10 protein-coding genes are annotated in these 12,604 nt (G+C 72.2%); 8 read left to right on the forward strand and 2 right to left on the reverse strand.

What is annotated here, in order from left to right; translation table 11 throughout:
* Positions 1–80 precede the first annotated feature (80 nt).
* From ACFTXQ_RS14705 to ACFTXQ_RS14730, 6 genes are all read left to right on the forward strand, one after another.
* Positions 81–1,904: an AMP-dependent synthetase/ligase gene (locus ACFTXQ_RS14705; protein WP_382640372.1), complete on the forward strand. Its 1,824-nt coding sequence runs from the start codon at positions 81–83 to the stop codon at positions 1,902–1,904.
* A 136-nt stretch (positions 1,905–2,040) separates the two neighbouring features.
* Positions 2,041–3,303, forward strand: a complete 1,263-nt coding sequence (locus ACFTXQ_RS14710) for an ABC transporter substrate-binding protein (RefSeq protein WP_382640375.1) — start codon at positions 2,041–2,043, stop codon at positions 3,301–3,303.
* Positions 3,304–3,318: 15 nt separating this feature from the next.
* Complete coding sequence (locus ACFTXQ_RS14715) at positions 3,319–6,189, forward strand: ATP-binding cassette domain-containing protein (protein WP_382640378.1); 2,871 nt, start codon at positions 3,319–3,321, stop codon at positions 6,187–6,189.
* The gene (locus ACFTXQ_RS14720; RefSeq protein WP_382640380.1) at positions 6,186–6,962 is read left to right on the forward strand and encodes an ABC transporter ATP-binding protein; all 777 of its coding nucleotides are present in this window, start codon (positions 6,186–6,188) and stop codon (positions 6,960–6,962) included. Before ACFTXQ_RS14715 ends, ACFTXQ_RS14720 begins: the two co-directional genes overlap by 4 nt.
* 200 nt (positions 6,963–7,162) lie before the next feature.
* Positions 7,163–7,996, forward strand: coding sequence for an aldo/keto reductase (locus ACFTXQ_RS14725; RefSeq protein ID WP_382640513.1), 834 nt, complete (start codon positions 7,163–7,165; stop codon positions 7,994–7,996).
* Positions 7,997–8,034: 38 nt separating this feature from the next.
* A complete protein-coding gene (locus tag ACFTXQ_RS14730) occupies positions 8,035–8,460 on the forward strand; it encodes an RICIN domain-containing protein (RefSeq protein ID WP_382640383.1) in 426 nt (141 codons plus the stop codon).
* A 574-nt stretch (positions 8,461–9,034) separates the two neighbouring features.
* Here ACFTXQ_RS14730 and ACFTXQ_RS14735 read toward each other — a convergent pair.
* The gene (locus ACFTXQ_RS14735) at positions 9,035–9,340 is read right to left on the reverse strand and encodes a 4a-hydroxytetrahydrobiopterin dehydratase (protein WP_382640386.1); all 306 of its coding nucleotides are present in this window, start codon (positions 9,338–9,340) and stop codon (positions 9,035–9,037) included.
* Positions 9,341–9,511: 171 nt separating this feature from the next.
* Here ACFTXQ_RS14735 and ACFTXQ_RS14740 point away from each other — a divergent pair, with 171 nt between their 5' ends.
* Positions 9,512–11,278 (forward strand): FAD-dependent oxidoreductase, encoded by a 1,767-nt coding sequence (locus tag ACFTXQ_RS14740; RefSeq protein ID WP_382640389.1) that lies wholly within the window; start codon positions 9,512–9,514, stop codon positions 11,276–11,278.
* Between the two features lie 24 nt (positions 11,279–11,302).
* A complete protein-coding gene (locus tag ACFTXQ_RS14745) occupies positions 11,303–12,106 on the forward strand; it encodes a helix-turn-helix domain-containing protein (RefSeq protein WP_382640392.1) in 804 nt (267 codons plus the stop codon).
* On the opposite strand, the gene ACFTXQ_RS14750 is transcribed toward ACFTXQ_RS14745, so the two are convergent.
* Positions 12,092–12,514, reverse strand: coding sequence for a hypothetical protein (locus ACFTXQ_RS14750; RefSeq protein ID WP_382640395.1), 423 nt, complete (start codon positions 12,512–12,514; stop codon positions 12,092–12,094). The genes ACFTXQ_RS14745 and ACFTXQ_RS14750 overlap by 15 nt on opposite strands.
* Positions 12,515–12,604: the final 90 nt, after the last annotated feature.

Below are 12,604 nucleotides of genomic sequence, written 5' to 3' on the forward strand. Positions count from 1 at the left end.
TGTGGAGGTATCGGCAGGGTGATCAACCTCCGCCAGACTGGGCGGTACGTTCGCCGCGGCGCGCGGAGAGGAGCGGGGCCTTGCGCGAGATCACCGTCCCACCCGTCGTCACGGGCCTGCCCGTCGGCGGGCTGGCCGACGTCGTATTCCGGCACGCACAGGAGGACCCGGACCGGGTGGTGCTCGGCCGGAAGACCGACGGGGTCTGGCAGGACGTGACCTCCGGCCGGCTGGCCGCCGAGGTGCTCGCGCTCGCGAAGGGGCTGCTCGCCCAAGGGGTGCGGTTCGGGGACCGGGTCGCCGTCATGTCCCGCACCCGCTACGAGTGGACCCTCTTCGACTTCGCCCTGTGGGCGATCGGCGCCCAGCCCGTCCCCGTCTACCCGACCTCCTCCGCCGACCAGGTGCACTGGATCCTGTACGACTCCGAGTGCACGGCCTGCGTCGTCGAGAACGAGGACCAGGCCATGACGGTGGGCTCGGTCATCGACCGGCTCCCCCACCTGCGCCTGCTCTGGCAGCTCGACGCCGGCGCCGTGGACGCGCTCGTCGCCGACGGGCACGGCGTCGCCGAGGACGTCGTGCACCGCCATCGCGGCGCCGTGACCCCCGACGCGACCGCCACCGTCATCTACACCTCCGGGACCACCGGCCGGCCCAAGGGCTGCGTGCTCACCCACGCCAACTTCATGTACGAGGCCGACACCCTGGTCACCCGCTGGGAGTCCGTCTTCCAGGCCAGGCAGGGCGAGCAGCCGTCGACCCTGCTCTTCCTCCCGCTGGCCCACGTGTTCGGACGGATGGTGGAGGTGGCCGCCATCCGGGCGCGGGTCAAGCTCGGGCACCAGCCCGTGCTGGCGGCGGCCGAGTTGCTCCCGGACCTCGCCGCGTTCCGGCCGACCTTCGTGCTCGGGGTCCCCTACGTCTTCGAGAAGGTCTTCGCCGCCGCCCGCCGCAAGGCCGAGACGGAGGGGCGCACGGGCCCCTTCGACCGGGCGGTGGAGACGGCCGTACGGTACGCGGAGGCGCGCGAGCAGAAGGCCTTCGGCACCGGGCCCGGCCCCTCGGCCGGGCTGCGGATGGAACACCAGCTCTTCGAGAAGCTGGTCTACGGGAAGGTCCGCGAGGCCATGGGCGGCCGGGTGCGGTACGCCATGTCGGGCGGGTCCGCGATGTCGCGCCGCCTCGGGCTGTTCTTCGACGGGGCCGGGATCACGATCTTCGAGGGGTACGGCCTGACCGAGTCGTGCGCGGCGGCCACCGCGAACCCGCCGGGGGCGACGAAGTACGGCACGGTGGGCCGGCCGATCCCGGGCGCCACGGTGCACATCGCGGAGGACGGGGAGGTCTGGCTGCACGGCGGCCACATCTTCTCGGGCTACCTCAACGACCCGCGCGGCACGGAGGCGGTGCTGCGCGGCGGCTGGCTGGCGACCGGGGACCTGGGGCGGCTGGACGGGGACGGCTACCTCACCATCACCGGCCGCAAGAAGGAGATCCTGGTGACCTCCAACGGCAAGAGCGTCGCGCCGACCGCGCTGGAGGAGCGGGTGCGCTCGCACCCGCTGGTGTCGCAGTGCGTGCTGGTGGGCAACGACCGGCCGTACATAGCGGCCCTGCTCACCCTGGACATGGAGGGGATCGCGCACTGGCTGTCCATGCGCGGTCGCCCGCAGCTGCCGGCGGCCGATCTGGTGCACGACCCGGACCTGACGGCGGAGGTCCGGCGGGCGGTGGTGGCCGCCAACACCCTGGTCTCGCAGGCGGAGGCGATCCGCACGTTCAGGGTGCTCGCCGAGCAGTTCACGGAGGAGCGGGGGCTGCTGACGCCCTCGCTGAAGCTCAAGCGCCGGGCGATCGAGAAGGTGTACGCGAGGGAGGTCGCGGCCCTGTACGAGTCGTGAGCGCGGCCTTGGGGCGACCCCTCGCAACCTCCGCAACAGGTACCTGACGGTTCGTCATTTCACGCCGCCGTTGATATTGACGATCCGTCAGGTCACGCACAGAATGCGGGGATTCCGACCGGAGGGGATCCCCGACATGTTGCGACCGATCCGCACCCTGGCCGCCGCGGCGGCGGCCCTCGCGCTCGTCTCCGCCTGCAACTCCGCCTCCAACCACACCGGTACCGCACAGCCCGGCCCGGCCGGCGATTCGCGCGGGGTGACCGCCGACTCCATCAAGGTGGGCGGCATCGTCTCCATGACGAGCGCCAGCGGCTACAGCAAGAAGGACACCGATCTCGGCGCCAAGGCCCGCTACCTCAGAGCCAACGCCGAGGGAGGCATCCACGGTCGCAGGATCGACTACCTCGGCGCGGAGGACGACGGCCAGGACCCCGCGAAGAACATGGCGGCCGCCCGCAAACTCGTCCAGCAGGACAAGGTCTTCGCGGTCTCCCCCATGAGCTCCGTGACCTTCTCGGGCGCCGACTTCCTGGAACAGGAGAAGGTCCCCACCTTCGGCTGGGGCACGCTGCCCTCCTTCTGCGGGCCCAAGTACATCTACGGCTTCAACGGCTGCCTGGTCCCCACCCCCGGCGGCACCCTCAACCAGACCTGGCCCGAGGGCATCGGCAAGGTCCTCGGCGGAGCCCAGGGCAAGTCGGTCGCGATCATCGCGAACGACAGCGACGCCGGGAAGTTCGGCATCCGCACCTTCCAACAGGGCTTCACCAGCGCCGGTTTCACCGTCTCCTACGCCAAGGCCTCCGTACCCGCGACCGCCGTGCCGAGCGACTGGTCCGCGTACGTGAAGGACATCCTGGAGAGCAACGGCGGCAAGGCCCCGGACGCCGTCGTCTCCGTCATGCAGACCCCCAACAACATCGGGCTGTTCACCGCCCTCAAGCGCAGCGGCTACAAGGGGCTGCTCTCCGACCCCACCGACTACGACCCCGGGCTGCTCGCCAAGGACGCCACCAAGCAGGCCCTCGACGGGGTGCACGTGCTGCTCCAGTTCGAGCCCTTCGAGTCGGACAACCCGAAGATGGCCCAGTTCAAGGCCGACATCAAGGCCGCGGCGGGCGGCCAGGACGTACCGCTCAACATGCACATGATGACCGGGTACATGTCCGCCGACCTGTTCGTGTCCATCGCGCAGAAGGCCGGCAAGGACCTGACCGTCGAGTCCTTCCAGGCCGCCGCGCAGGGCTTCTCCGACACCGCCACGCTCGTCGGCGACCGCGCGGAGCCCAAGGGGCAGAAGGACAGCTTCGGCTGCGGGGCGCTCGTACAGCTGAAGGACGGCGCCTACGGGGTCTCCGTCCCGTTCAAGTGCTACGAGCCCATCCCCTTCAAGTAGGGGTGGGGTGACGGGATGGGGGATCTGCTCGTCTTCGTACTGAGCGGTCTGGTCTCCGGCGCCGTGTACGCACTGCTCGCCACCGGGCTGGTGCTGTCGTACTCGGCGTCCGGACTGTTCAACTTCGCGCACGGGGCCACCGCCTACCTGTGCGCGCTCACCTTCTACGAGCTGCATTCGGGCCTGGGCTGGCCGGCCGTCCCGGCGGCGCTGCTGGTGGTGTTCGTCCTGGCTCCCGGACTCGGCTGGGGACTGGACCGGCTGATGTTCCGGCGGCTCGCCAAGGTCGGCGAGACCGCGCAGATCGTGGCGACCATCGGGCTGCTGGTGGCGCTGCCCGCCGCCGGACTGTGGGCGGTGGAGCTGCTGGCGGACGCGGGCGCGCCTGTCAAACCGGCGGAGAACCAGTTCGGGCTGCCGGGGGTGGGGCCGAGCCCCGCGAAGTCCTGGCAGCTCGCCGAGGGCGTCGGCATCGACTCCGACCAGCTGATCACCTGGGTGGTGACGGCGGTGGTGGCGGTGGCCCTGTGGGTGCTGATGCGGCACACGCGGCTCGGGCTGCGGCTGCGGGCCGCCGTCGACAACCGCTCGCTGACCGAGCTGCGCGGGATCAGCGCGGACCGGCTGTCGTCGGTGGCATGGATGATCGCGTCCGGGCTGGCCGGGCTCGCGGGCGTGCTGGCGACCCCGCTGCTGGGGCTGTCCGCGCACGACTTCACCCTCTTCCTGTTCGTCTCGGCGACGGCGGCCGTCATCGGCCGGTTCGCGTCGGTGCCGCTCGCCTTCGCGGGCGGGCTGGGGCTCGGGGTCCTGCAGAACCTGGTCGCCGGCTACGCCTCCTTCGCCGAAGGCATCACCGGATTCCGTACGGCGGTGCCGTTCCTGATCCTGTTCGGCGGCCTGCTGGTGCTGACCCGGCGGGCCCGCACGGCGGGGGTCGCGGCGGTGGACGCCCCGCCGGTGGACCACCTGGCCGGGGCCTCGTGGGGGCGCCGGTGGGGGCTGTGGGCGGCGGGTGCGGCGGTGCTGTGCGTGGCGTTCTACACCGTGACCACCCCCTTCTGGAGCGGGCTGCTGGCGCAGGGCCTGGCCATCTCGCTGGTGTTCATGTCCTTCACGGTGGTGACGGGGCTGGGGGCGATGGTGTCGCTGGCCCAGGGCACGTTCGTGACCGGTGCCGCGCTGGTGGCCGGACTGCTGATGAGCCGGGGCTGGCCGTTCGTTGCGGCACTGGCGGTCGGAACCTGCGTGGCGGCGCTGCTGGGGGCCCTGGTCGCGCTGCCGGCGCTGCGGCTGGGCGGGCGGTCCCTGGCGCTGGCCACGCTGGCACTGGCGTTCCTGGCCGACCAGGTGCTGTTCCAGATGCGCTGGCTGCGGAACGGGGACTCCGGATGGTCGATCCCGCGGCCGGTGTTCGGACCGGTGGACCTGTCCGACGACCGGGCGCTGGGAGTGGCACTGGTGGTCCTGGCCGCCCTGTGCGCGGCCGGGCTGAGCGCGCTGCGGAACTCGCCGTCCGGGCGGGCGATGCTGGCCGTGCGGTCGGCGCCGGCGGCGGCGATGGCGTCGGGCGTGTCGGTACTGCGGACGAAGCTGCTGCTGTTCACGCTGTCGGCGGGGCTGGCCGGGTTCGGGGGCGTGATGTACGCCTCGTACAACACCCGGATCACGGCGACCGACTTCACGGCGATGACCGGGCTGGTGTGGCTAGCGGTCGTGGTCGCGGCGGGGGTCCGGCGGGCGCCGTACGCGGTGGTGGCGGGGCTGGTCTTCGCCGTGGCCCCGCGGGTGCTGTCGGACTACGTCACCTCGTCCGCACACCTGCCGGTGATCCTGTTCGGGCTGGCGGGGCTGGCCCTGGCGAACGATCCGGACGGGTATTGCGCGGCCGGTCCGGTGCGGTGGGCCCGCAGGCGCGCCGCCGCTTCACGGGGGCCCGCCCCGGACCCGGCGCCTCGAACGCCGGCAAATCCAGCCCCGCCGGCATTTGAGGCGCCGCCGGAGGCAAATCCAGCCCCGCCGGCGTTTGAGGCGCGGGGGTACGGGGGCGGAGCCCCCGCGGGGTCCGGGGCGGGCCCGCGGGGGGGCCGGGCGGCCCCCCCCCCGGGGGGCCGGCCGCGCCCCCCCGGCGACGGGGGGCTGGGGGCAGCGCCCACAGTTTCGGGAAGGGGCGGGGTGGGGGAAAGCCCCGCAGGGCCCGCGCTCGAGCTGCGCGGCATAACGGCCGGGTACGACGGCGGCCTCGTGCTCTACGGCGTCGATCTCGCCGTACGGCAAGGGGAGATCCTCGCCGTGCTCGGGCCGAACGGCGCGGGCAAGAGCACCACGTGCCGGGTCGCCGCCGGGCTGCTGCCCGTCACCGCGGGCGAGGTACGGATACGCGGCCGCGACGCCACCCGCGAGGGCGCGGTGCGCCGCTCGCGCGCCGGCGTACTGCTCGCCCCCGAAGGCCGCGGGATCTTCCCCGCGCTCACCATCGAGGAGAACCTGGCCCTGTACCTCCGCGAGGCCGACGCCCGCGCCGCCGTCTACGACCGGTTCCCCCGGCTCGGGGAGCGCCGCGGCGTGGCCGCCGGGGCGCTGTCCGGCGGGGAACAGCAGATGCTGGCGCTGGCCCCGCTGCTCCAACGGCCGCCGGAGGTGCTGATCGCCGACGAACCCTCGCTCGGGCTCGCGCCGCGCGTGGTGGAGGAGGTGTACGCGCTGCTCACCGAGCTCCGGGACGCCGGGACCGCGCTGCTCCTGGTGGAGGAGAAGGCAGCGGAGATCCTCGGTATCGCCGACACCGTCGCGTACCTCTCCCAGGGCCGGGTCTCCTGGTGCGGGCCGCGGGCCGAGGTGGAGGCGGAGCGGCTCACCGAGGCTTACCTGGGGATGGCGACATGAGCGGGGACGGGTACGTGCTGGAGGCCAGCGGCATCAGCGTGCGGTTCGGCGGGGTGCGGGCGCTGGACGGGGTGGACCTCGGGATCCGGGCGGGCGAGGTGTGCGGGCTGATCGGGCCGAACGGGGCCGGGAAGACCACGCTGTTCGACGTCCTGTCCGGGATACGGAGGCCGGACCGGGGACGGATGCTGATGGACGGCGCGGACATCACCCGCCGCTCCCCCGTGTGGCGGGCCCGGCACGGGATGCGCCGGACGTTCCAGCGCCAGCAGCTGTTCGGCCAGCTGAGCGTGGCCGACAACGTGCTGGTGGCGCAGGAGTGGCGGGGCGGTGGGGGCGGTCTCGCCGCCGACCTGCTCGCCTTCCCCGCGCGCCGGGCCCGGGAGCGGGCCCGGCGGGAGCGCGGAGAGCGGGTGCTGGCCGACTGCGGGATCGGCGCGCTGGGGGCCTCGTACGCGGGAGGGCTGCCGGTCGGCCAGGCCCGGATGGTGGAACTGGCCCGCGCGGTGGCCGATCCGCCGCGGGTGCTGCTGCTGGACGAACCGGCGTCCGGCATGTCGGCGCCGGAGCGGGCCCAGCTCGCGGCGGTGGTCCGGCGGCTGGCGGAGGAGGAGGGCTGCGCGGTGCTGCTGGTGGAGCACAACGTGGCGTTCGTGATGGACCTGTGCACGCGGGTGGTCGTCCTGGACCTGGGGACGGTGCTCGCCGAGGGGACGGCGGCGGAGGTTCGGGCGAATGCGGGGGTGCGGGAGGCTTATCTGGGGAGTGCCTGAGGAGTGGGTGGCGCGGGTGGGTGGGGCGTCGCCTCGATCTGGCTTCCGCGCGGGAGGATGGCGGGAATACGTCGTACGGGAGGCCGGGTGCCGGTTGCCGCCCGTGCGGCGCGCCGCCGCATCACGATTCGAGGGAATGACCAGACGTGAACCAGGTCCCCAACCAGGTCCCCACCGCCGCGCTCAACAACGGCACGCGCATGCCCCGCATCGGCTTCGGCGTCTGGCAGGTTCCGGACGCGGAGGCCGAGCGGGCCGTGGCGACCGCGCTGGAGGCGGGCTACCGCAGCATCGACACCGCGGCCGTCTACGGCAACGAGTCCGGCACCGGCAAGGGCATCGCCGCCTCCGGGGTCGCGCGCGAGGAGCTGTTCGTCACCACCAAGCTGTGGAACGGGCCTTCGCGGAAGTGGAGCAGGGAGGCGGTGCTGCGCGCGTTCGACGATTCGCTCGCGTTGCTGGGTCTCGACTACGTCGATCTCTATCTGATCCACTGGCCGCGGCCGATGCGTGACGACTTCGTCTCCATCTGGAAGACCTTCGAGGAGATCGCGGCGAGCGGGCTGGCCAAGGCGGTCGGTGTGTCGAACTTCCGGCCGGCGGACCTGGACCGGCTCGCCGCGGAGAGCCCGCTGGTCCCGGCCGTGAACCAGATCGAGCTGCACCCGCTGTTCCCGCAGGCCGAGCTGCGCGCCCTGCACGCCGAGCGCGGGATCGCCACCGAGGCCTGGTCCCCGCTGGGGCAGGGGAAGGAGCTGCTGACGCTGCCGGAGGTGACCGCGATCGCCGCCCGGCACGGCCGCAGCGCCGCGCAGGTGGTGCTGCGCTGGCACCTCCAGCTCGGGAACATCGCGATCCCGAAGTCGGTTACTCCGGTGCGGATCCGGGAGAACCTGGATGTCTTCGGCTTCGAGCTGGATGCTGCTGACATGGCTGTCCTGGGTGGCCTGGGTGGCCTGGGTGGCCCGGGTGCCGGGGGTGCGGGTGGGGTGGGGCGGAGGATCGGGCCGGATCCGGCCGTCTTCGATGTCTGAGTACGGGGAGTGGGGGAAGTACGGGAGTGGGTGTGCGTGTGAGGCTTTCCGACGGGGTCTACCGGATCCGCAACGTTGAGAGTGGGCTGGTGCTCCAGTTGGAGGGCGCTTCCCGGGTACGGGTGGGCCCTGACGGGCCGCCCGCGCCGGTGGCGGCCCGCCGCTGGCGGATCTCGCCGGTGCACAGCGGCGGCGGGGTCTACCACCTGGTGAGCGAGGACAACGGCCGGCGCCTGGACGTCGCGAACGCGTCGCTGGAGAGCGGGGCGCGGGTGCAGGTGTGGCGGGCCAACGCCTTCGGCGCGCAGGAGTGGCTCGTCGAGGAGCACGTGGACGATCCGGGGGTGGTCTCGCTGGTCGCGTGCATCAGCGACTTGCTGCTGGAGGCCGATGCGGAGGGGCGCGCCCGGCAGGGCGAGGACAGCGACTCGGCGTCGCAGTGGTGGCGGTTGGAGGCGGTCTGATCGTAGTCAGGGAGGGTTTGGGGGTTTCCCGTCAGTCCCAGCGTCTCTCCGGTTCGGGCCGGTCCCTCAAGGGCGCTCCCTGCGGTCGCGTCGCTTCGCGATGGCCTGCGGCCACCCTTGACCGACCGGCCCGAACCGGAAAGACAAGGACTGCCGGGAAGCCCCCAAAGGAACGGTCCACGGGTCAGACGCTTCACACGGGGAGAGCCAGGGAACTGCGGGCCCACACCCTCAGACCTGCCCAGCCCCGCCCGCCTGGGCGCGCACGGACGTCAGATCCCGAGCCGGGGCGGCTCTACCCGCACCAAACAGCGGCGAGAGGCCCATCGGGAGCCGCCATCGCATCAGATCGCTACGCGCTTCCCTCGGGTCGGCGTCTGCCGCTCCTCTGGGGCTGGGACGCGCCAGATCGCTACGCGCTCCGCACGTCTCGGCGTCCGCGGGCCGTCCGGGGCTGGGACGCGGCGGATCGCTAGGGCTTCCGTCGGCTCAGCGGGGGCGTGGCGTGCCGTTCCAGCCTCGCCGGCGTTTGAGGCGCGGGGTCTGGGGCGGAGCCCCAGGTCGCGTGAGGGGGTCAGGTGGCGCCGTGGGTCGGGGCCAGGGATTCGACGCGTTCGGCCAGGGCGAAGTCCCGGTCCGTTACCACGCCGCCCGCGTCGTGGCTGTTCACCGACAGGCGGACCGTGTTGTAGCCCAGTGTCAGGTCCGAGTGGTGGTTCAACTCCTCCTGGACGGAGGCGATGTGGGTGACCAGGGCGCTCGCCGCGAAGTGCGTGCCCAGGCGGTAGGTGCGGAAGATGCGGTCGTTCTCGAAGGCCCAGCCGGGGAGTTCCCGCAAGCGGTCCTCGATCTCCTTCTGCGACAACGGCTCACTCGGCATGCACCGGCTCCTCTTCCCGTGACGTGGGGTCAATCTTCCCACGGTGTGCGCCGGAGCGAGCCTTTCGCGCCATAGTGCGCCCGGGTAGATGTACGGCCTTCCGTGGCCAGTGTGGGCCCCTTATGCTCCTGCGCCGGACCGTTACCGGCGGTAACAAGCAGGGGGTAGGGCATGACGGGCATCGGGAGTTCCCGGCGGACGTTCATCGCGGGCGCGGCGGCCACCGCGGGGGTGCTGGCGGCTGCCCCTTCGGCCGCTGCGGCGACCGGCACGGCGGGCGGGCGCCGGGTCGCGGTCCTCGGCGGCGGGGTGGCCGGGCTGACCGCCGCGCACGAACTGGCCGAGCGCGGCTACGCCGTCACCGTGTACGAGCGGCGGGCGCTGGGTGGGAAGGCCCGGAGCATGGACGTGCCGGGCAGTGCGCGAGGCGGCAGGCGGCCGCTGCCCGCCGAGCATGGGTTTCGGTTTATTCCGGGTATTTACCACAACCTGCCTGACACCATGCGGCGCATTCCCTTTCGCGGGAACGCCAACGGCGTGTGGGACAACCTCGTCGCCCCTCGCGAGATGATGTTCGCCCGGGCGGGCGGGCGTGAAGACCTGCGGGCGCCCATCCCGTGGCCCGAGCACGCGCCCGCCGAGCTGACGCCCGACGAGCTGCGGCGGGCGCTGACCGGGATCCTCCAGTCGCTGGTCCGGCTCCCGCTGCACGAGACGGCGTACTTCGTCGACCGGGCCCTGGTCTTCCTCACCAGTTGCGACGAGCGACGGAATGAAGTCTGGGAGCGGACCCCGTGGTGGGAGTTCACCCGGGCCGCCCAGATGTCGAGCGAGTACCAGCGGATCCTCGCCGTCGGGGTCACCCGCAACATCGTGGCGACCAAGGCCGAGGAGGCCTCCACCCGGACGGTCGGCACGCTGGGCGAGGCCTTCGTCTTCAATCTGCTGGGCCGGGGTGCGGACGGCCCGCCGGACCGGATCCTGAACCTGCCGACCAACGAGGCGTGGATCGATCCGTGGGAGGCTCATCTGCGGTCGCTGGGGGTGGAGTTCAGGATCGGATGGACGGTGCGGGAGGTGCAGTACGGGAACGGGCGGGTGAGCGGGGTCGTCGTGGTGGACCCGGCCGGCGCCCGGCAGACGGTCACCGCCGACCACTACGTCTCGGCGCTGCCGGTGGAGCACGCCCGCCGCACCTGGAGCGCGGGGCTGCGGGCCGCCGATCCGATGCTGGGGCGGTGCGACAAGCTGGAGACGGACTGGATGACGGGAATTCAGTTCTATCTGACCGAGCGGGCGCCGCTCGTTCACGGGCACCTCAACTGCATTGATTCGCCTTGGTCGTTGACTGCCATTCAGCAGGCCGAGCACTGGCCGTCGCGGAACTTCCCCGCCGACTACGGGGACGGCTCGGCCGTCGACTGCCTGTCGGTGGACATCTCGGAGTGGGACAAGCCCGGGATCCTGTACGGGAAGACGGCCAAGCAGTGCACCCGCGAGGAGGTGGCGCGGGAGGTGTGGGCGCAGTTGAAGGCGTCCCTCAACGACACCGGGAAGACCCTGCTGAGCGACTCCGTCCTGCACTCCTGGTTCCTGGACCCCGGCGTGGACGGGCTCGGCACCCCCAACCCCACCAACCAGGACGAGTTGTTGATCCACCCGACCGGCACCTTCCACAACCGGCCGAGCGCGGGCACCCGCATCCCCAACTTCTTCCTCAGCGGGGACTACGTGGCGGTCGACATCGACCTGGCGACGATGGAGGGCGCCAACGCCTCCGCCCGGGCGGCCGTCAACTCCCTCCTGGACCGGGACGGTTCCCAGGCCGCCCGGTGCACGATCCAGCCCCTCTACCGGGCCCCGGAGGTCGAGTCCGCGAAGCGGCACGACCTGTGGCGCTACCGTCTCGGACTGCGGAACGTGTTCGACCTGGGATGACCCGTTTCGGCTAACGTCGTGAGCATGACGACGACCCTCACGGCCGAAACCTCCGTCGGTGCGCTGCTGCGCACCTGGCGCGAGCGGCGCGGCATCAGCCAGCTGGAGCTGGCGGGCCGCGCCGATTCATCCTCCCGGCACATCAGCTTCGTCGAGACGGGCCGCTCGCGGCCGAGCGAGGCGATGGTGCTGCGGCTCGCCGACCACCTCGACGTCCCGATGCGGGAGCGCAACGCCCTGCTCCTGGCCGCCGGTTACGCGCCCCGGTACGCGCAGACACCGTTCGACGACCCCTCGATGAGCACGCTGCGCGAGGGCCTGGAGCGGCTGCTCACGGGCTACGAGCCCTATCCGGCGCTGGTGGTGGACAGTACGTACACGGTCGTCGCGGCCAACCGGGGCATCCTGATGCTGCTGGACGGGGTGCCGGAGCACCTCCTCGCGCCGCCGCTGAACGCGATGCGGCTCACGCTGCATCCCGAGGGGCTGGCTCCGAAGATCCACAACCTGAAGGAGTGGCGGGGGCACCTGCTGGCCCAGATGGAGCGGCAGATCGCGCTGGCCCGCTCGGAGCCGCTGCGCGAGCTGTACGAGGAGGTGGCCGCGTACCCGGTGCAGGACCGCCCGGGCGACACGGAACCGGACGAGCCGGTCCCGTACTTCGCGCTGCCCCTGCGCATCGAGCACGAGGGCCGGATCCTGTCCTTCGTCTCGTCCATCTCCACCTTCAACACGCCCATGGACGTGACCGTCGCCGAGCTGGCCATCGAGACCTTCCTCCCGGCCGACGCGGCGACGGCGCAGTACCTGCGCTCACTGGCCGGCTGAGACCGACCGCAGCGCCAGCTGCTGGAGCACGGCGAACGAGGCCACGGTGGCCGCCTGCGCCGGGATCCACAGCAGGCCGGCCGTGGTGGGCGAGAACCAGAGCACGACCGACACCAGACTGAGGGCGGCCCAGGCGTAGTTCGCCTCGATGACGAACTTCACGGGGAAGACGGGCGGCCGGCGCCGCGAGGCCAGCAGGCCGACGCCGGCGCCGAAGAGGGCCAGGAAGATGCCGAGTTCCAGCAGCAGCACTTGGCCGACCCCGAGCAGCCGGCCGAGCGGGGCCGAAAAGGCCACGTACGCCGGCCCGTTGCCGGTGGTGACGACGGCGTCGAGGGCGAGGAAGCGGCGCAGCACGGTCTGCGGCGAGGTGGTGCGGGCGAGGGTGCCGAGCAGGGTCGCGGACATGGGGGATCAGCCTCCATCGAGGTCGAACGCGCTGGTGGGATACGGGTTCCGAGGCCGAGTGCGCGGTCTCGGAACCCGATGGCCCCACTG

It is taken from the genome of Streptomyces sp. NPDC057010, assembly GCF_042673805.1.
GTDB lineage: Bacteria > Actinomycetota > Actinomycetes > Streptomycetales > Streptomycetaceae > Streptomyces.

Coding starts and splice junctions, on each gene's coding strand:
- ACFTXQ_RS14710 (WP_382640375.1), top strand. CDS start 2,041: ATGTTGCGACCGATCCGCACCCTGGCCGCCGCGGCGGCGGCCCTCGCG.
- ACFTXQ_RS14715 (WP_382640378.1), top strand. CDS start 3,319: ATGGGGGATCTGCTCGTCTTCGTACTGAGCGGTCTGGTCTCCGGCGCC.
- ACFTXQ_RS14720 (WP_382640380.1), top strand. CDS start 6,186: ATGAGCGGGGACGGGTACGTGCTGGAGGCCAGCGGCATCAGCGTGCGG.
- ACFTXQ_RS14725 (WP_382640513.1), top strand. CDS start 7,163: ATGCCCCGCATCGGCTTCGGCGTCTGGCAGGTTCCGGACGCGGAGGCC.
- ACFTXQ_RS14735 (WP_382640386.1), bottom strand. CDS start 9,340: ATGCCGAGTGAGCCGTTGTCGCAGAAGGAGATCGAGGACCGCTTGCGG.
- ACFTXQ_RS14740 (WP_382640389.1), top strand. CDS start 9,512: ATGACGGGCATCGGGAGTTCCCGGCGGACGTTCATCGCGGGCGCGGCG.
- ACFTXQ_RS14745 (WP_382640392.1), top strand. CDS start 11,303: ATGACGACGACCCTCACGGCCGAAACCTCCGTCGGTGCGCTGCTGCGC.
- ACFTXQ_RS14750 (WP_382640395.1), bottom strand. CDS start 12,514: ATGTCCGCGACCCTGCTCGGCACCCTCGCCCGCACCACCTCGCCGCAG.